Source organism: Lacipirellulaceae bacterium (assembly GCA_040218535.1).
Taxonomy (GTDB): domain Bacteria; phylum Planctomycetota; class Planctomycetia; order Pirellulales; family Lacipirellulaceae; genus Adhaeretor.
Genome location: JAVJRG010000005.1, coordinates 475233 through 494058 on the forward strand (window position 1 = coordinate 475233; position 18826 = coordinate 494058).

Below are 18826 nucleotides of genomic sequence, written 5' to 3' on the forward strand. Positions count from 1 at the left end.
CTGAAAAGTGAAGTCTACTAGGATTTGATTTCTATGCCATCAAGCAGTGACTCCAACTGTTCCCTTAGCTCGTTCGTTGAAAACGTAAGAGCCTCAGCAGCTGCTCTGGAGAGAATCTGTCCTTGGACGAAGTTGGCAGACTCCTGGGCAAAGTCGGCATCCTCGATTTGGCTTAGCGCCTCCGTCGTAATCACGATTTGATTCTCACGAATACGGTCGAAAGTGTCTAGTTGAGTACGCTCGTAAGCGGCTATCGCTGCACGAGTGCGATTCAAGCTGGAAGTCTTGCTTTCGACCAGCGTGGCTGCGAATTCGATATCACCGTCTACGACATTCGCTGAGCCACCCGTTCGCAATTCTCCAAGAGAACCAGAGTTACCAACTCGGTCGGACCCGGAAGCAACCCGATCAATCGCATCCAGCGAAGCATCGATTTCCTGCTGGATCGCTTGACGTTGAGAATCGGTGATCAGTCCATCACTTGCTGAAACGAGTTTGCCTCGGATGTCCGTAGCGATGCTTTGAATCGCCGCAAGCTTCGACTGGTTCTGATGCAGGTTCGATCGTTCAGTTTGCGAAGTTCGAGATTCAGCCCTCAGCTCGACGAGGTCTCCACGGAGGCCTTCGGCAACAATGAAACCCGAGGGGTCATCGCTCGCACGATTAATGCGTTTTCCAGTGCTGAGCCGCTCCAGCGACCTCGCAACCTGCGCATTTGTGCGTTCGATCTGACGCACGAATGCGTTGGTTCTTCCGACCGATTGCGTACCAATGGCTGACACGAAGCACCGTCTTGGGTGTTGTGTATTACGGAGAGGGCTATGGGAATCTAATTCATGAAATCGACTGCAGTTTCATGATTTTCCTAGAAAAATACCGGAGAGCTACCGCTTTGGGAGCCGAAGCTCCGGCTCCAGATCGGTTTGTATTGCTTATCCGAGTTCTCCCATTGAAGAAGCTAAATCGTAGTCTATTGATCACTCTGGAGATTGCTCCTGTTCTTGGGAAACATCGACGAAGTTCAGCCGTGCCAGACAAGAAAAAACGCGGTCGCAAGCCCCACAAGGCTCACGACCGCGATCGGAGAAACTCAGTTGTCCTTCGAGCTTAGAATCCAGCGTTACGCTGACAGCTTGGGCAGTAGCCCGGCGTCGAGACGGCAGGAGTGCTCATTGGAATCGTCGTAGCGGGTTGCACGTAGTTCGAAGACGATTGAACTGGGGTGCTGACCTCGCCGCGGAAGTACGTGGTGTACGGCTGGGTCATCTGACGTACGAGCTCACCCTTCTTGTAGGTGTTGAGCGCCAACTTCCATTGGTTGGCGTCGATGTCGCCGCGATTCTTGTAAAGAATCTTTTGGCCAGTCTTGTCAATGATCGTCGTGTGAGGAAGCTCGGTCGCACCGAAGACCTTAGCGACTTTCTTGCCGTAGTCGGTGCTGACGTCAACGTGGCAGAGCTGGTAAGCGGCCAAGAGGTCGTCATTCATCCCTTTACCCTCAAGCAGGGCTTCATCGACTTGGGCGTCGGTCTTGGTGGAATCATCAAGTACCACTAGCAGTGGGCGATCGTCAGCGCGTGTGGCGGAGAGAGCTTTGCCATAGTCGGTTTGCCAGTCAGCGGCATCGCCGGGGGCGGCAACAACAGCACTCAAAGCCAGGGTAGCGGCAGCCAATACACTCATCATCTCTTAAGCTCCATGATTCGGACTTTGTTTAAGCTCGTTCTACCTCGTCTGCCGACGACCTTCGAGAAACGTCGGCAAGGTTCAAACTGGCCTACAACAAGCCTAGTAGGTAGTTACAGAAAGAAGCGAAGCGTCGGCCATTGTTGGCGGAACGATTCAGTGCGTCCTTGCTGGGGATCTACCGTCGGTGGGATCAATTGGGTGGGATTCTCGAAGGGTTCTCTCTGATGCATTTCACGTGAAGAACCCGTGAAGCTTCGCATCAGGGCCGAATCCTAACGCATTGAGTCATGCTTGCAAGGATTTGATTGCTCGGCAAAGCGCGAGGATTGCTGCGGAAATCCGTAGGGCCAGATGGCATTTCGACGAAGCGAAGCGTCGTTAGTCGCTGTAATGAAACAAGTTAAGCCGCTCTTCCAAAGATTTCTCCGAAGCGGCGATGGCCTTTCCAGCTTTACCTAGCTTGCGCGGATTTTTCCTTGAAAATCCGTTTCAACTTGCGTCGAGGGTGACACGTACGTCGATCTGCTTCCCGTCACGCAGCACCGTGAGCGTGACCACGTCAGACGGTTTGTGTTCAAGAATCTTATCACGGAACTGTGCGCCCGTTTCGACCGGCTCGCCATTGATCGCGAGAATTCGATCCGCGTACTCGCGATCAATCGTCTCCGACTTGTAAATAAAGTTGCCTTGCTTGGTGGTCTTTACGACCCGGCGAAACGCACGGAGTCCGGCCTCTTCGGCGGCACCGTTGGGTTTGAGTTGAACAATGGCCAGTCCCGAGTCCGTTTCCATAACGGTGACAATCCCTGAGTCCGCACGCACTACGCGTCCATGCTCAATGAGTTCTGGCAGTAAGATGCGAATCCGATCGATTGGGATCGCAAACCCAACGCCAGCGTTCTGACCGGTCCTTGTGGCGATCGCTACGCACATGCCGATCATCTCTGAGCGAGTATTCAGCAAAGGTCCGCCCGAGTTGCCGGGGTTCATGGCTGCATCGGTTTGGATGAGCGCCTTCATATCAACGTTGGGAATCCGGCTAGGCAGGTTGCGATTTAGGCTGGAAATGATGCCGGTCGTCAGCGTGCCGTCCCAACCAAAAGGGTTCCCCAAGGCAAACACTCGTTGGCCCACGCGCAGGTTGTCGCTGGTGCCCATGGTGATGGGAACAAGTTCATCCGCAGGAGCATCGATTTTCAATACTGCGACGTCGTGCTCCTTGTCGTGCCCAATCAGCTTTGCCGGGTAGGCGTTGTTCGAGGCCAAGGTGACTTCAATGTCTCGCACACCATCGACAACGTGATAGTTGGTAATGATGTGGCCTTCACGATCGAGAATAGCCCCAGAGCCCGACCCTTCTGATTCCAAAGCCCGCCGCATGAAATGGTCGACGTGGATGGTCTTCGTGTCAATGTTGACGACGCTCTGATTCGCCGTTTCGTAGACCGAGATATTCGTCTGCTCTTCCGCCGTGTAGATCTCCCGGCCAGAAAGCCGCTGCGACCGATTGCCACGATCGAACAAAGCCCGGCGAGTCTCACGCTGCGTCGTCGCCGGCTGAGCGGCAGCCGAGGGCAAAAGCTGGGGCTCAGTCTCGCGGTTAAGATTCACACCGATGACGATCCCGACGAGGAGGATTCCTAAGATGGCAGAAAGACTCAGTGCTCGTGACATGGCGATTGATTAAGAATGCTTGGTAATCGACGACTAAATTTTCTACGTTTGTCGCGGAGCCAGGTTCGTTTGACGGGATTTACAGGATCACCAGGATTCGAAAACATCCTGTTCATCATGGCTGGGTTCCTAGTGTTGGCCCGTCAAATTATAAGTTCTTGGTCAAGGACGAGCGAGCGGCCAGAACACGCTGATCAGAACAAGTGCCGAGACCGTCGTCAGCAGCGCCAATGGGAGACCTACCTTCAGATAGTCCCGCGGTTGGTAGCCGCCAGGGCCCATGACCATAAGATTCGTTTGGTAGCCAATCGGCGTGGCGAAGCTCAGGCTGGCGGCCATCGTCACCGCGATGATGAAGGGACGCGGGTCGCAATTCGCAGCAATGGCCACTTTGATGGCGACAGTGATCATGATGCTCGCCACGGCTACGTTGGTGATCAGTTCCGTAAAGATCTGCGAGACGACATAAACGATTGCCAGTAGCACAATCGGTTGCCAGGCACTCGAAAAGCCGATCCCTTTCACGCCCCAAACCAGCAGGTCGGCAAGCCACGCCGCGGCACCACTCTTGTGGAGCGCTTTCCCGAGACCGATTGCCGCACCGATCGTGAGCAAAACTTGCAGATCGATCGCCGACCTCGCTTCGGAAGTCGTCAGGCAACGAGTCACGACCATCGCTAGCACGATCGTCAACGCAGCGATTGCCTGAACCCCTTTCGTGAAGTTGCCAAAGGGAATGGTGTCTGGGAAAAGGCTGCTGACCGTCAGCCACACGATCAGGCCCAAGAACAACAGCACGGCCAGCAATGCTCGGTCGTGTCGTCGCGCTGTGGTACCGTCAACACGGCTCACCAAGTAAAAGTCGCGACTGTTACGGTGGTCGTCAACGAATTGCGTACGCGTTTGTAGGAGCAGCGTATCGCCCACCTCTAGCCGGATCGTGCCGATCTTGTTGGTGAGCCTTTCACCGTTACGATGCACTGCCACAACAGCAGCGTTGTACCGTTTGCGGAATTCGCTCTCGCGTACTGTCAGGCCAATCAGCGGCGAGGTTCGCGAGAGGACCACTTCGGTCAATTGACGGTGTACTCGATCAGCCGGCTTGTGCTCGAACCCATCGTCAGCCGCGGGGACCAAGCCGGGGATACGCTCTAGATCAGCAATGGTCGTTACCACGCCGCTGAACACCAAGTGGTCTCCGGCGCGGATTCGATCCCGCGGGGTGACCGGAGTAATCGTTTCGTCGGTGCGGTCGATTTCGATGAGAAATAACCCCGGCAGGTTCCGCAGTCCCGCTTCCTGGACGCTCTTTCCGATCAACGGGCAATTGGGCTGAACGTTCATCTCGACCAAGTATTCCCGACGCCGCTCGCCGAAGCGTTCAACCAGATCTGCCCGATTGGGAAGTAGTCGCGGTGCGATTAGTAGCATGTAGACCGCCCCGATGAGCGCGAGCGGCAAACCGACCGAAGTCATCTCAAAGAACCGCAACTCGCCGATTCGCTCCGCAGCCCAAGCGGGGTAGGCGTGCTCGCCCAACTGTTTGCCGAGTCCCGCCAACTCGCCGTTGATGACAAGTGTCGTACTCGTACCGATCAGCGTGCAGACGCCGCCCAGAATCGTCAGGTAGCTCAATGGGATGAGCAGTCGCGAGGGAGAAACACTCCGCCGTCGGCACCAATCAACAACTACGGGAGCGAGCATTGCCACCAAAGGAGTATTCAAAACAAAAGCTGACGACGGCAGCACCGCCGCTGTCAATCGCGCCAAAGCACCACGCTCAGACTTGACGTTGTCGAGCAAACGACTGCTCAGCCAGTCGAGCGCTCCAGTATTTCGAAGTCCCGCTGAAGCGGCGAACAAAGCGCCGATCATAATCACCGCCTTGCTGGCGAAACCCATGAGCGCCTCGTCGGGGCTGAGAACTCCCGTCAGCGTGACCACCACCAAGCCACCAAGAAACAAAAGGTCGACCGGCGTGCGACTCTTCCGCTGCATTCCCAAAAACACCGCGACGGTCGTAGCGAGCGCGATCTTACCATGCAGCGTTAGTTGCACGCCGTCGGCGTCACCAGCAAGAGGTGCGGCATCCGCCAACAGAGGCATCAGAGATGAGAGATCAGGCTGCATGTGGAAGGGACATTTAATCCCACGCTAGAGTTCTGTAGTCACGTTCGTCAGAACGTGGGGATACTTCGCTCAGGTGAATCGCTTGCCTCAATTGATCTACCATCAGGGGACGGAGGCTACGGAGTAAATGAGCAGAATTGAACGATTGTCATCGAAAGGGCCGCACTAATCGAATGGGTTTTTCGTCACATAGGAGCACTCAGCTTCAAACCTCTTCTAAGGGACGTCGGGCAGTCTCGGAAAAAAACTCCTCAACTGCAACCGCAACTCCAATAATGCCATTGGTTTGGGTTTGATCCGCCAGTGCCTGACTCGGGTGGCCCCGGGCTGACTTCGTATTGTAAGCTGTGTGCCGATTAGCCGGATTGGAACGGCAAATGCAGCGCTGAGGTGGGGGTTTGCGCTGGTGTCAGTCCAGCGTGCGGGCCCTAAACGGATTAAGTGGAACTGGTTTCCATGAAGCCCAGGCTCGAAAACGGGACTTTCTTGTGGAAGCCCTGCTGAGATCAGCTTAAACTAGGTATAGCTGGGGGTTTAGCTCGATTGCGCTAATCCTCGGTCCTGTGAACAATCAAGAAAGACTAAAGACATCTTCGGCGTTGCTCGATCTGCCGCTCCGGAACACGGTAGGCGACTACGCATACAGTTTATTAGTGGGAGCGCTTTGATGCGTACTTCTCGAACGATTCAGGCCGAAGCCAAACATTACTCAGGCATGCGAAACATGGTGATGATGAAACTTAGAAAATCCGCAAGCTTAGCGAAGACGGCTGCTTTACTCGCCGTCGTCGTTCTCGTCGGAGCCTCCTCCGCTTCTGCAGACGATGCGTCTCGATTGATCACCTACGAGAAGGATGGCAAGACCTCCTATGCTCTAAGCGTCGTTCCGACTGGCAAAGTCGCGACGCCAGAGTCGACCGACGTGGTTGTTCTGTTCGACACTTCTGCGAGTCAAACAGGCCCGTTCCGCGTGAAAGCCCTCGCCGCTTTGCAGTCGTTACTCGCTGACCTACGACCTAGCGACCGCGTCGAACTGATTGCCGTTGATCTGGGTGCCAAGCGACTCACCGCTGATTTCGTCGCCGGCAACAGTGCTGACATGGAGGAAGCCCTTGCCGATCTACAAGAGCACACCCCGATGGGTTCGACCGATTTGCAGTTAGCCTTCGAGGCCGCTGCCGAGCGGTTTGATGCCGCAAGATCGAAGAACCGCAGTGTCGTCTATATTGGTGACGGTATCAGTGTGGCGAATTTGCTCGACTCCTCAACGCTCGGCGAGGTCGTTAACTCGCTCAAAGAGAATCGCATCCCAGTAAGCAGCTACGCGATTGGCCCCAAGACCGATGCCCAGTTGCTTGCTGTGCTCGCTAACCACACCGGCGGCAACCTGTACGTTGCTGAGCCAATTGTTTGGCAGAATGAAGCTGAGCAAATCTCCGATGAACGTGCCCGGCTGGAGAACCTCCGCAAAGCACAATCGGTCGGCAAGCAGATGGCCGCTTGGACGCAAGCTGCTGTGTTGTGGCCGACGAGCGTACAGATGGCAGATGAGTTGGGAGAAACCTATCCGGAAACCTTCCCACCGCTTCGCTCTGATCGTGACACGATTCTCTTAGGTCGAACCGGCGAGTCGCTTGGCGACAAGCTAGCGATCTCGTTAACGGTTGAAGGACCAAACAGCCAACAAAGCTTCCAATGGGAATTCACCCCCGAAGCTCCGCATAATGATCGTGCTTTCCTTGGCGAGCTAACGAACATCGCGAGCCGTGATCGGGGCCTGACGCTTCCTACCGTCGGTTCTGCCGGTCTCACCGAGTCCGCACGGATGATCGGCGCCCAGGTCGATGCTCTCACGATGCTCGCTGAGCGGGCCATCGCCTCAGGCGACCGTAAAGGTGCTAGCCAGATCGTGCAGACGGTTCTGCAAGCCGACCCCGGCAATGTGCGTGCTCGTACTGTCCAAAACGTTGTTGAAAACGAGGAACTTTTCTTCGACCAGCCCATCGAAGGCGAAATCATTCAGGGCCAGCCGATTGAAGGTCAAGTTGTTGAGGGAACAGTCATCGAAGGAGCAGCGCCCGTCGAAGGTGAGATTATCCTCACCCGACCCGCTCCCATTCAGGGTGCTGTCGTCGCCGAAGAGGGTTTGCTTGACCGCGTTGGTAGCGATGGGTCGTTCCTTGACCAAGTTGAGCAGGAGCGGAGCGTCTTCGCTAATCTGCTCGCAAAAGAAATTCAAGTCACTGTGCAGAATGCTAGGGACTCGATGAGTACCAGTCCCGATCTAGTGATCCAGGACTTGAAGCTAAATCTGGATCGTGTGAAGCGTGTCAAAGACATCGACGAAGCACGTCGGGCGGAACTTCTCGACAAGCTGAATATCGCTCTTCAAGAAGCGATTCGACAATCTGACATTCAGGCAGAACTCGACCGTCAGACCGAGGAGCGCATTGCCTCAGCACGCGAGCGCGAGTTGCTCAACAGCAGACTTTTTCGAAGGATCGAACGCGAAAAGCAACTGATGAATCGATTCAACGCTCTAATGGATGAACGCAAGTATGTGGAAGCGGGCGAAGTCGCCACGATCATGGCGGAAATTGACCCTGATGCCTTGGTTCCTCAGCAAGCGACCCTATGGGCTCGCCACAAGCGACATCACTACCTGCAGCAGGTTGCCCGAGCGGCTCGTCACCAGGCGGCGTTCGACACGATGTACCAGATCGAGCTTTCCCACATTCCATTCCCGGATAACCCGCCGATCATCTACCCCGAAGCAGACGTTTGGGAAGACCTAACCAACCGTCGTAAGAAATTCGCCGCTGTGGACCTCGGTTCACAGGGAGAAGCGGAACAACGTATTCAGGAGGCACTACGTACACCGCTGAAACTGCCTCTGGATTACGTGGAAATTCCCCTCAATCAGATCATCCAGGCGATCGCCGACGATTACAACATTCCTATCGTGTTCGATCGTCAAGCACTCGAAGCACTGGCGATTAGTGAAGAGACAGAAATCACGGTGAACTTGCGGAACATCACGCTCCGTTCGGCGATGGAAATCATGCTTCGCCAAGTCGAAGACCTCACCTACATCATCGACAACGAAGTGATGATGATCACTTCCGAAGACGAAGCCCAACAGCGACTCACCGTCAAAGCCTACCCCGTAGCTGACCTCGTCCTGCCGATTATCAACCTACCAATCGGTGGTGGTGGCCTTGGCGGCGGCGGTGGTGGCGGTCTCGGTGGCGGCGGTGGTGGTGGCCTCGGCGGCGGTGGCGGCGGCCTTGGTGGCGGCGGTGGCGGCTTCGGCGGCGGCGGTGGCGGCCTTGGTGGCGGCGGCGGTGGCGGCGGTTTCTTTGCCGTTCCGGATGACCTCTCGAAGACTTCCCTCGATATCTCTGAGACCGCGGCAGCTCCTGCCGAAGCGGATTCTTCCGAAGAAGACGCTCCCAGCGTTGTTGGGATTTCGATCGACAACAGCGTCGCTCCGGAGAAATTCTGGAACGATTACTTCGCAAATAACCAACCAAGCCCAGATGTTTTGCGTCAGGCCGTCCGCCGACTGATGAAGCGCGGCCACTCGAATCACGTTGTGGCACTCATCGAAGCTGCCCTTCGCAACGGTCAGCCACTCCCTTGGATGTATGAATCTCTTGGGATCGCTATGGAGCTCGAAGGGGCTCCCAAGGAGCAGATCGAACGCGCGATCATGAGCGCTTGCGACTTCAGCAACAGCCCTGACGAATTGATGCTGATTGCCCGCTACCTTTCACACTTGGAGCTCGACCATCGGGCATTCCAGGTCTACCGACAGGTCGTGAAGGCTTCCCCTCTGCATGACGAAGCCTATGCACTCGGCCTGCGTGCTGCCCAACGAGCCAAAGATACCGAGGCGATTCGTTGGTTCACGATTCAGGTCTTAGAGCGAGCTTGGACGAACGAGCAAGCCATCGTGCGCACGACCGCCTTTCGTATCGCGAAGGCAACGCTCGATGAGATGCAAGCTGCTGGTGACATGGATGCCTATCGAAAATACGAACAGCAGCTCAACAACGCTTTGGTCCGCGACTGCGTCGTGCAGGTCTCCTGGTCGGGCGAAGCGGATATTGATGTCTACGTAGAAGAGCCGGGTGGAACCATTTGCTCGCTCCGCGACCCACGCACTTCCGGCGGTGGAGTTTGCCTGGGCGACACCTACGCCAGCGACCAACAGTCCGAAGACAAGGGGACTGCCAGTTTCAAGGAAAGCTACATTTGCCCCCGTGGTTTTAATGGTGACTACAAGGTTCGTATCCGTAAAGTCTGGGGGGAGATCGTCGCCGGCAAAGTGACGGTCGACGTCTACCGCAACTACCGCAGTAAGAATGAACAACACGAACGGCAACATATCGAGGTTGGCGAAGACGACGCAATGGTTGTCTTCAAACTCGATTCGGGCCGTCGCACCGATCCGATCCAAGAGCAACAATTAGTAGCCGCGGTGAATCGCCAAGAAGCAATTAGCAGAGCGGTACTTGCTCAGCAAATCAATTCGCTTGCCGATACGTCCGCTTTACCTGGCGGACGACTTGGGGACCGCCGCCTCGATTTGAGGCGTCGTCTCGGCTTGGCACGCGGCGGAGCAGTTGGCTTCCAGCCGGTGATCCAAACTCTCACCGAGGGTACGCAAATGCAGGCAACCGCCGTAATTTCTGCTGATCGCCGTTACGTTCGGATTACCGCTTCACCATCGTTCACCGGGATTGGTAACGTCACAACCTTTACGTTTGCTGGTGCCGCCGAAGCTGTTGAAGAGGAGGATGGGGGTGATGGTGATGGCGCGGCCGCCCCTTAATTCACTTGACAAGCAACTAGCTAGCCAGCGCCTGCTCCTGCAACTCACTGAGTCCACGCGTCCCTGTTTGCGCCAGCGAAATCATGCTTTGTAGCTGGTTGGCATCGAATGTCGCTTCTTCACCTGTGCCTTGTAGCTCAACAAAGCGACCGCCCCCCGTCATCACGACATTCATGTCGACCGAAGCGGCAAAGTCTTCGTGGTAATCGAGATCGAGCACAGCTTGGCCGTCCACTATCCCGACACTCACTGCAACGATGCTTTCCTTGATGGGTGAGTCCTCAATCGAGGTGAACTCATCCAAAGACAGCAACGCCTGAGCAAGTGCCACATAGCCCCCGGTAATGGCCGCAGTGCGAGTTCCGCCGTCGGCTTCCAGCACTTCGCAGTCCACGGTTACGCTTCGCTCACCTAGGGCGTTCAGATCGACCGCCGCACGTAAGCTACGACCTATCAGTCGTTGGATCTCGGTCGTTCTTCCATCAACCTTTGCCCGCTCGCGTCGCTTACGCGGCGAGACACTGCTTGGCAGCATGTTGTACTCGGCAGTAATCCAGCCCTTTCCTTCCCCTTTCATCCAGGGAGGCACGTCCTCCTCAATGCTAGCCGTGCATAGGAGCGTTGTCTTACCAGCGCGAATCAGCACACGGCCTTGAGCGGCTCCAAAAGGGGCTGGTTCAATCGACCATTCGCGAAGTTGATTCTCAGCACGGCCATAATGGCGAGTCGGCATGGTTCAATAATTCCTAAGTAAACAGTTCGATGAGAGACTTCTCGGAGCCAGTCGAAAGAATCAGCCCTGGACCCCCAGCAACCAAGCCAAAACGCCCTTTTGCACATGCATTCGATTGGCTGCTTGTTCGACGATAACGCTGCTCGGAGAGTCCATCACCGCATCGGTCACTTCTTGACCACGCTTAGCTGGCAGGCAGTGCATGAAGACCGCCTCGTTAGGAGCGCTGCTCATGAGTTGTTCATTGACTTGGTAGTCGGCAAAATCTTTAATCCGTTGTTCTTGTTCCGCTTCCTGCCCCATGCTGGCCCACACATCCGTGTACACGGCAGAAGCACCTGCCACGGCTGCTTGAGGATCGTCCGTGCAAGAGAAATCTGAGCTGTTGAACATGGTCTGCAGCTCGGTAGTTTCCTCAGGCGAAAACGCATAATTCGCCGGGCAAGCGACCGCGAAGTCGACCCCAAGTTTCGCACAGGCGAAAGCCAAACTACGGGCGACGTTATTCGCATCACCCACCCAGGTCAGTTTTGCTCCCTCAAGCGTTCCGAATTGTTCACGCATCGTGAAGAGGTCGGCCAACGCTTGGCACGGGTGGGAATAATCGGTGAGCCCATTGATCACCGAGCATGCGGAGTGCTCAGCCACCGCCTCGACCGTTGCATGCGCCTTCGCACGGACAACGATTACGTCGACCATGGCGCTCAAGACGTGCGTAAAGTCAGCGATACTCTCGCGTTTGCCAAAGCCAGCATCCTCCCCCAGCATCATGCTCGTCCCGCCCAGATGGGCCATCCCCGCTTGGAAGCTGACCCGCGTCCGCAACGACTGCTTCTCGAAAAGCATCGCCATCACACGGCCCGGCAGCAAGGGTTCGCGAACCCCTTCCTGAAACTTCGACTTTAGGTCCGCGCTGAGCGCAAAAATCGTCTGGATATGCTCAGTGGAAACGTTTTTCAGGGTAACTAAATGTCGCATGGCGTTTTCTATCGTTGTTTAAGAGCTCAGTCCTCAGCGTGATCGCAAGCTTGAATTAGGAACACGGATTGCACGGATGACACAGATCGGTTTTTGATAATATCCGTGTTATCCGTGCAATCCGTGTCAGAAAACTCAGGTCCAAAATTCAATTAAACTTCAAACCCTTGCAATGCGTCCGCCAAGATTTCACACCCCTCATTGAGTAGCTCGTCAGTGAGCGTCATCGCGGGAAGCAGCCGTACGACATTGCCCTGGGTGACGTTGATCAGCAGCTGTCGATCCATACAAGCCTGCACAACCGGAGTGGCATCCACGGCCAGCTCGATTCCGATCATCAGACCACAGACACGCAGTTCGGAAACATGGGGTAGCGCTTCGACGAGCGGAGAAAGCTTTTCTTCAAACTGCGCACCTAGAGTTTTTGCTCGCTCCAGCAATCCGTCCTGCTCGATCGTTTCGAGCGTGGCGATTCCTGCGACGGCTGCCAACGGATTGCCGCCGAAAGTCGCCGCGTGCATCCCGGGTCGCAGACTCGGCGCGATCTCCGCAGTGGTGAGCATCGCACCCCCGGCAACTCCGCCGCACAAGCTCTTCGCCAGCGTCATCACGTCGGGCGTCACGCCGAAATTCTGATAGGCAAACCATTCGCCCGTTCGGCCGCAGCCGGCTTGGACTTCGTCAAACATCAACAACAAGTCGTGCTCGTCGGCCAAGTCACGTAGGCCTTGGAGGAAGCCTTCGGGTGGAAGTCGAATCCCGCCTTCGCCTTGGATCGGCTCGACAAGAATGGCTGCCGTTTCGTCGTCGATCTTCGCCGCCGCCCGCTCCAAGTCGCCGAACGGAGCATAAACAAAACCGGCCGCCATGGGACCGATGTCTTCGTGATACTTTGGCTGAGCCGTGGCACTGACGGCGCCGAAGGTCCTTCCATGAAAACCACCTTCGAACGTGATAATCTTGTATTTCCCCGCTGGCGTATGCAGCCGCGCGAGTTTGATAGCCGCCTCGTTAGCCTCCGCTCCTGAATTGCAGAAAAAAGCCTTGCCGCCGAAGCTGTGGTCGCTGAGCAGTTTCGCCCATCGGCCCTGGGCTTCAATGTGCCATGTATTGGGCACGTGAATGAGTTCAGCCGCTTGCTTTTGTACGGCCTCAACCACTTTAGGCGGGCAATGGCCCAATAGGTTGCAGCCCCAGCCTGGGAAGAAATCGAGGTACCGTTTGCCTTGATCATCCCAGACATACGACCCTTCGCCGCGAGTAAGCGTCACCGGAAACCGTCGATAGTTCGGTACGACATACTGATCGAACAGGTTGGCAGTCTCGGGCGACATGCCCGTGGCGTCTGATGCGGCGACGGCGGTCATGAGTGTCTCGACGAATGAAAAAGGAAGGTTGCGGTAATCAATGCGGCAAGGACAGCCTAAGTGCTAGGCAGGTTCAGAGACAAGCTCGGTTCCTACGCCTAAATTCGTGAAGATTTCCAGTAGCAAGGAATGTCGCACACGCCCATCAATGATGTGAATCTTCTTGACGCCCTTGCGAAGCGTTTCCAGACAGGCTTCGACCTTCGGGATCATCCCCGAGGCGATGCTTCCATCGGCGATCAGCTCTTCTGCTTGTGAGGCCGTCAATGAGTGGACGAGCGAATCGGGATCGTCCTTATCGAGTCGTACGCCATTCACGTCACTCAGGAAAACCAGCTTCTCTGCTCCCACCGACTGGGCCACAGCCGTCGCTGCAGTGTCTGCGTTGACGTTGAGCCGCTGCCCATCCTCGGTCTCACACATTGAGGGAATCACCGGTACTTGCCCGGCATAGCAGAGGTTCTCAAGCGTGTCGCGATCTACTTTGGTCACTCGTCCGACGAATCCCAGGTCCACGTCCTCGCCTGCTTCACCCTGCAGCTTTAAAGGTTCGCCATACAAGACGTTGTTGTTTGTCTCGCCAACGAAATTCAACGGCATGGCGCGACCGCCGAAATCTTCGATCCGCTGTGCGATATGCTCGTTAATCTCCCCGGCTAACACTTTCTCAACGATTGCCAGCGTTTCAGGATCCGTGTAACGACGCCCTTGGATGAACCGCGGCTCGATCTTTGCTTCCTCCATCGCTCGGCTAATCGCAGCGCCGCCACCGTGAACCACGATCGGCCTCATGCCAACCGATTCCATGAAAACGATGTCCACGAGCAAGTGCCGCAACGCCTCGGGATCCTCCATGACGCTACCACCTAGCTTGATGACCGTCGTCTTCTCGCGAAAACGGCGAATCCACCCCATCGCTTCGATGAGGACGTCGGCTTTTTCGATGGCAGCTTGTTGAGTTTCGACCATGGCGGGTTGTAATGGCTGACTATCGGTCACTAGGGGCAATCCCACATTCTATGCCTCGAGGAACATGGGTGAAAGGTCTCAAGCCACTTGATCAGTTACTTGACAGATCCAGACCCTGGCTACTTCTCGCAGTCTTTGGCAGAATAAGGTCTCGTTCTTCGAACCACCCATCGGCTCGCCAGCATGTCTCCTCCCGCTCGCTCAGAAGTTGACCCCGTTGCCGTTGTCCTTGCCGCCGGCAAGGGGACTCGCATGAAGTCAGAGCTTCCCAAGGTGCTGGTTCCGGTCTGTCAGCGACCGATGATCCGCTACGTCGTCGAGGCACTAAAGCAAGCTGGAGTTCAGCGGATCGTGGTCGTCGTGGGCTATAAGCAGGAGTTGGTACGCGAGGAATTGGCCGACGTGCCAGCCCTGGAGTTCGGAGTCCAAGACGAGCAGTTAGGTACCGGTCACGCCGTGATGATGTGCCGCGAACAGTTGGCCGCTTCCCACGGTCCTGTCATTGTGGTTGCTGGCGACTCGCCGATGCTGCAGGCAAGTTCCGTGGAGGCCTTAATTACGGCCTACCGCCAGGACAACGCCGCTTGCCTCATTGGGACAGTCAGCAAAGACGATCCGACCGGGTTTGGTCGCATTGTGCGAAACTCAGCGAACGAGTTCGTCGGCATCGTCGAAGAGAAGGATGCCACTGACGAGCAGCGCGCAATTAACGAAGTGAACGTCAGCACTTACTTATTCCATGCCCCCGATCTGCTGCACTCCCTCGACCAGCTCTCCGACGACAACGCCCAAAGCGAATACTACATTACTGACTGCCCTGGGATCCTTCTCAAGGAAGGAAAGTCCGTCGACGCCTTGCCAGTCCTCCAACCCTGCGAGGCCCTAAGCATCAACAGCATGGAAGACCTCGCCGAGGTCGAGAAAACCATGCAAACAGGAAGTGTTTGAGTCTGCAACAACACGTCATGCTGAGTTCCTAAACCCTAATTCCTATTCCCAACTCCCTCACCCCGCATGACCGACTTCAAACTTATCAGCGGAAACGCCAATCTGGCTCTGAGTCAACGCATCGCGGAGTACTTGGGCGTCCCGCTAAGCAAGATCTCGCTCAGCTCGTTTCCTGACGGCGAAATCTCCTGCAAGATCGAGGAGGACGTTCGCGGGCGTGACGTCTACCTCCTTCAGCCGACTTGTCCGCCGGTCAACGACAACATCATGCAGCTGCTGGTGATGATCGACAGTTGCAAACGGGCCAGTGCGGAACGTGTGACAGCCGTCTTGCCCTACTTCGGCTATGCCCGCCAAGACCGCAAGGATGAAGGCCGCGTCCCCATTACGGCGAAGCTGATTGCCAACATGATCACCCGCGCGGGGGCCGATCGCGTGCTGACGATGGACCTTCACGCCGCCCAGATTCAGGGTTTTTTCGACGTGCCGGTCGATCACCTCTATGCTGCTCCAGTGCTGAACGAACACTTTCTCAACCTTGGGTTACCCAAAGAAGACATCGTGATCGTTAGCCCCGATGAGGGCAGCATCAAGCGGGCTCTCGGCCACGCCAAACGGATCGGCGGCCCCGTGGCGATTGTGGATAAGCGTCGCACCAGCGCTGAGGAAACGGTGCAAGAGAACATCATTGGCGGCCCAGTTGACGGAAAGATCGTGCTCATGTTCGACGACATGATTAGCACGGCGGGCTCGATTTGCGGTGCGGCAAAAATCATTCGAGAACGTGGTGCCAAGGAAATCCACGTTGCCACCACCCACGCCGTCCTCTGCGGCCCGGCGGTCGAGCGGCTTCGTGACGCAGACCTTGCGAGCATCGTCTGTACGGATTCGATCCCCCTCCGCGAGGACCAGATCCTCCCCCAGACAAAAGTCCTCACCGTCGCCCCGCTATTGGGCGAAGCTATCAAGCGGATTCACCGGAATGAATCCGTAAGCCGGTTATTCCAGTAAGGTGCCCATTTTGAGGCCCTTGCGAGGCCCAGAATTCCACTTATCAGGGCTTGAAATCCGGCAGAAAACCTCGACAATTGCGAGATTCCAGGAAGATCATTCTCGACCACCGTGCCCCAGCGACTTGTCGCTTAGCCGTGTGGCGTGCATAAGTACTAAAGAAGCGGAAGAAGCCCCCGAGGAATCCATGGCCGAGACCATCGAAGTCAAAAAGCGAGAAAAGACTGGCAAGCTGCACAACCGCCGCTTGCGTGTTGAAGGGCTCGTCCCAGCAGTGCTTTACGGCCATGGCGAAGACCCCGAGCACTTGATCGTCCCCGCCGACCAGCTCCGTGCAACGCTCCGGCACAATGCCCAGGTGGTGCAGTTGAAGGGAGCCTCCGATGGCCAAGCCCTGTTGCAAGACATCCAGTGGGACGTCTTCCAGCAGCACATCTTGCACGTCGATCTCCTGCGGGTCGTTAAAGGCGAACGCATCACGGTCACGGTTCCCGTCCACACGCACGGGACGGCACCGGGTGAGAACGATGGCGGCATCATCGATCAGGTCTTGCACGAGGTTGAGATTGAAACTGCTCCCGCGTTCATTCCTGAGCACCTGACGGCAGAGCTCAATGAGCTTCAGTTGCATGACGGTGTCTATGTGAAAGACTTGCAGGGCTTACCCGACGAAGCCGATTTTCTCACCGATAAGGAAGAGTTGGTGGTTCACTGCGTCGAGCCAGCCGCACCTGTCGAAGAAGAAGAGGCCGTCGGTGCCGCAGCGGCTGAGCCAGAAGTCATTGGCGAGAGCGACAAGGAAGAAGAAGCCAGCGAGGGCTAACACTGCCCGTTTTTTGATACGTAAAGAAAGTTGATTTAGCCGCGGTGCTCGCACCGCGCTGAAACCAGAATCAAGCGAAATGCCGCGAGTCACCAGATGAAGCTGGTCGTCGGCCTTGGGAACCCGGGGCGAAAGTACACGGGAACCCGCCATAACATAGGTTGGGAAGTTCTGGCTCGGCTTGCCGAAGCCACGACTGCTCAGCCGGCAGGAAATAAGTTTGAAGGTGAACTGAGGGAAGCGATTGTCGACGGCGAGAAGTTGTTGATTCTTGCCCCTCATACTTATATGAATCTCAGTGGCCGTAGCGTGAAACAGGCCATGAGCTTCTATAAGCTAGAGAATGAAGAGTTGCTGGTCGTCTGCGACGACTTCAACATCCCTGTTGGAGAGTTGCGAATGCGTACCAGCGGACGTGATGGTGGTCAAAAGGGTTTGGCTGACATCGCGGCCCAACTGAAATCAACCGATTATGCCCGCCTTCGGGTAGGGATCGGTCCGGTGCCTGAAGGCTGGGCCGCCCCTGATTTCGTGTTGGGAAAGTTTGCCAAGAAAGAGCAAGAAGAAATCGAAATACAAACGCGTCGAGCCGCCGACGCCATCCAACTTTGGATCGCCGAAGGCCCCACCGCCGCGATGAATCGCTACAACGGAAAACAAAAATAGCCGCACTTCGGCTGAGCCGCAAAAAGAATCGTTTCGAGGAGAGACACATTGGCTGACAAGACAGCAACTTACGAAGGCCTATTCATTTTCGACGCCAATCGCTACGCGCGTGATCGCGACGCTCTGGCCAAGGAAGTCGAGGCAGCAATCACCGAGGCTGGCGGCAAGGTCGAGGTCAGCCGTCTGTGGGAAGAGCGTCGCCTCGCGTATCCCATCAACGGACAACGCAAAGGCGCCTACTGGCTCATCTACTTCGAGCTTCCCACGCAGAAGGTGGGCGAACTCACTCGCGTGTGTGAACTGAACGACTCGATCCTTCGCCAACTGTTCGTGCGACTACCAGATGCACTGGTTGAACCCATCCTTGAGCATGTTCGCGGTGGTGGTGAGCCTACCATTGCCAGCGAAGAAGGCGAGCCGGCCGAAGCGGCTGCCGCCGAGTAAACAAGTTTCCACTGCTAAACGTCACCCCTGACGTGGAGTCATAACCATGGCAAGTTTTAATCGTGTGGTGTTGGTGGGCAATCTCACTCGCGACCCCGAACTGCGACACATCCCCAGCGGAATGGCCGTCTCGGATATCGGTCTTGCCGTGAACGACCGAGTGAAGCGAAATAACGAGTGGGTCGACGAGACGACCTTCGTAGACATCACCCTTTGGGGGCGTACTGCGGAAGTTTGCAATGAGTATCTCAGCAAAGGCTCGCCGGTTCTCATCGAAGGCCGTCTCAAACTTGATACCTGGGAAAAAGACGGCCAGAAGCGAAGTAAGCTGAAAGTCATCGGCGAGCGGATGCAGATGCTCGGCGGACGCGATGGTGGTGGCGGAGGTCGCAGTCGCGGCAGCTCCCAAAGTACTTCCTCGGGCGACTCCTACGATAGCTACGGGAGCAACGACAGCTACGATGCTCCGCCCGCCCGTTCAGCACCCCCTGAAGATGACATTCCGTTCTAGTTACCCCCTCAGGGCTGCAATCTAAAGTCAACAATCCTATATCAGC

Annotated in this window: 15 protein-coding genes; 7 read left to right on the forward strand and 8 right to left on the reverse strand. The window is 56.1% G+C overall.

Going from position 1 to position 18826, the window contains the following annotated elements:
* Nucleotides 1-17: 17 nt before the first annotated feature.
* From RIB44_02170 to RIB44_02185, 4 genes are all read right to left on the reverse strand, one after another.
* Complete coding sequence (locus tag RIB44_02170) at nt 18-782, reverse strand: flagellin (GenBank protein ID MEQ8615378.1); 765 nt, start codon at nt 780-782, stop codon at nt 18-20.
* A gap of 325 nt (nt 783-1107) precedes the next feature.
* A complete protein-coding gene (locus RIB44_02175) occupies nt 1108-1686 on the reverse strand; it encodes a hypothetical protein (GenBank protein MEQ8615379.1) in 579 nt (192 codons plus the stop codon).
* 492 nt (nt 1687-2178) lie between these two features.
* Nucleotides 2179-3363, reverse strand: coding sequence for a trypsin-like peptidase domain-containing protein (locus RIB44_02180; GenBank protein ID MEQ8615380.1), 1185 nt, complete (start codon nt 3361-3363; stop codon nt 2179-2181).
* Nucleotides 3364-3525: 162 nt separating this feature from the next.
* The gene (locus tag RIB44_02185) at nt 3526-5493 is read right to left on the reverse strand and encodes an SLC13 family permease (GenBank protein MEQ8615381.1); all 1968 of its coding nucleotides are present in this window, start codon (nt 5491-5493) and stop codon (nt 3526-3528) included.
* A gap of 667 nt (nt 5494-6160) precedes the next feature.
* Here RIB44_02185 and RIB44_02190 point away from each other — a divergent pair.
* A complete protein-coding gene (locus RIB44_02190) occupies nt 6161-10330 on the forward strand; it encodes a VWA domain-containing protein (protein ID MEQ8615382.1) in 4170 nt (1389 codons plus the stop codon).
* Nucleotides 10331-10346: 16 nt separating this feature from the next.
* On the opposite strand, the gene rph is transcribed toward RIB44_02190, so the two are convergent.
* The 4 genes from rph to argB all read right to left on the reverse strand — a co-directional run bounded on the left by rph (nt 10347) and on the right by argB (nt 14377).
* Nucleotides 10347-11063: a ribonuclease PH gene (gene rph, locus RIB44_02195; protein MEQ8615383.1), complete on the reverse strand. Its 717-nt coding sequence runs from the start codon at nt 11061-11063 to the stop codon at nt 10347-10349.
* A 60-nt stretch (nt 11064-11123) separates the two neighbouring features.
* Complete coding sequence (gene argF, locus RIB44_02200) at nt 11124-12041, reverse strand: ornithine carbamoyltransferase (protein MEQ8615384.1); 918 nt, start codon at nt 12039-12041, stop codon at nt 11124-11126.
* A gap of 152 nt (nt 12042-12193) precedes the next feature.
* The gene (locus RIB44_02205) at nt 12194-13408 is read right to left on the reverse strand and encodes an aspartate aminotransferase family protein (GenBank protein ID MEQ8615385.1); all 1215 of its coding nucleotides are present in this window, start codon (nt 13406-13408) and stop codon (nt 12194-12196) included.
* A 63-nt stretch (nt 13409-13471) separates the two neighbouring features.
* Complete coding sequence (gene argB, locus RIB44_02210) at nt 13472-14377, reverse strand: acetylglutamate kinase (GenBank protein ID MEQ8615386.1); 906 nt, start codon at nt 14375-14377, stop codon at nt 13472-13474.
* 183 nt (nt 14378-14560) lie between these two features.
* Here argB and RIB44_02215 point away from each other — a divergent pair, with 183 nt between their 5' ends.
* The 6 genes from RIB44_02215 (at nt 14561) to ssb (ending at nt 18780) form a co-directional block, all read left to right on the forward strand.
* A complete protein-coding gene (locus RIB44_02215) occupies nt 14561-15325 on the forward strand; it encodes an NTP transferase domain-containing protein (protein MEQ8615387.1) in 765 nt (254 codons plus the stop codon).
* Between the two features lie 66 nt (nt 15326-15391).
* Nucleotides 15392-16336, forward strand: coding sequence for a ribose-phosphate pyrophosphokinase (locus tag RIB44_02220; GenBank protein ID MEQ8615388.1), 945 nt, complete (start codon nt 15392-15394; stop codon nt 16334-16336).
* Nucleotides 16337-16523: 187 nt separating this feature from the next.
* A complete protein-coding gene (locus RIB44_02225; GenBank protein ID MEQ8615389.1) occupies nt 16524-17159 on the forward strand; it encodes a 50S ribosomal protein L25 in 636 nt (211 codons plus the stop codon).
* Nucleotides 17160-17255: 96 nt separating this feature from the next.
* Nucleotides 17256-17825: an aminoacyl-tRNA hydrolase gene (pth, locus tag RIB44_02230; GenBank protein MEQ8615390.1), complete on the forward strand. Its 570-nt coding sequence runs from the start codon at nt 17256-17258 to the stop codon at nt 17823-17825.
* 48 nt (nt 17826-17873) lie between these two features.
* Nucleotides 17874-18269, forward strand: coding sequence for a 30S ribosomal protein S6 (rpsF, locus tag RIB44_02235; protein MEQ8615391.1), 396 nt, complete (start codon nt 17874-17876; stop codon nt 18267-18269).
* Between the two features lie 46 nt (nt 18270-18315).
* Nucleotides 18316-18780 (forward strand): single-stranded DNA-binding protein, encoded by a 465-nt coding sequence (ssb, locus tag RIB44_02240; GenBank protein MEQ8615392.1) that lies wholly within the window; start codon nt 18316-18318, stop codon nt 18778-18780.
* The last annotated feature ends 46 nt before the right edge of the window (nt 18781-18826 follow it).

Coding starts and splice junctions, on each gene's coding strand:
- RIB44_02190 (MEQ8615382.1), top strand. CDS start 6,161: ATGCGTACTTCTCGAACGATTCAGGCCGAAGCCAAACATTACTCAGGC.
- argB (MEQ8615386.1), bottom strand. CDS start 14,377: ATGGTCGAAACTCAACAAGCTGCCATCGAAAAAGCCGACGTCCTCATC.
- RIB44_02225 (MEQ8615389.1), top strand. CDS start 16,524: ATGGCCGAGACCATCGAAGTCAAAAAGCGAGAAAAGACTGGCAAGCTG.
- RIB44_02185 (MEQ8615381.1), bottom strand. CDS start 5,493: ATGCAGCCTGATCTCTCATCTCTGATGCCTCTGTTGGCGGATGCCGCA.
- RIB44_02215 (MEQ8615387.1), top strand. CDS start 14,561: ATGTCTCCTCCCGCTCGCTCAGAAGTTGACCCCGTTGCCGTTGTCCTT.
- RIB44_02220 (MEQ8615388.1), top strand. CDS start 15,392: ATGACCGACTTCAAACTTATCAGCGGAAACGCCAATCTGGCTCTGAGT.
- RIB44_02205 (MEQ8615385.1), bottom strand. CDS start 13,408: ATGACCGCCGTCGCCGCATCAGACGCCACGGGCATGTCGCCCGAGACT.
- RIB44_02180 (MEQ8615380.1), bottom strand. CDS start 3,363: ATGTCACGAGCACTGAGTCTTTCTGCCATCTTAGGAATCCTCCTCGTC.
- RIB44_02175 (MEQ8615379.1), bottom strand. CDS start 1,686: ATGATGAGTGTATTGGCTGCCGCTACCCTGGCTTTGAGTGCTGTTGTT.
- pth (MEQ8615390.1), top strand. CDS start 17,256: ATGAAGCTGGTCGTCGGCCTTGGGAACCCGGGGCGAAAGTACACGGGA.
- ssb (MEQ8615392.1), top strand. CDS start 18,316: ATGGCAAGTTTTAATCGTGTGGTGTTGGTGGGCAATCTCACTCGCGAC.
- rph (MEQ8615383.1), bottom strand. CDS start 11,063: ATGCCGACTCGCCATTATGGCCGTGCTGAGAATCAACTTCGCGAATGG.
- argF (MEQ8615384.1), bottom strand. CDS start 12,041: ATGCGACATTTAGTTACCCTGAAAAACGTTTCCACTGAGCATATCCAG.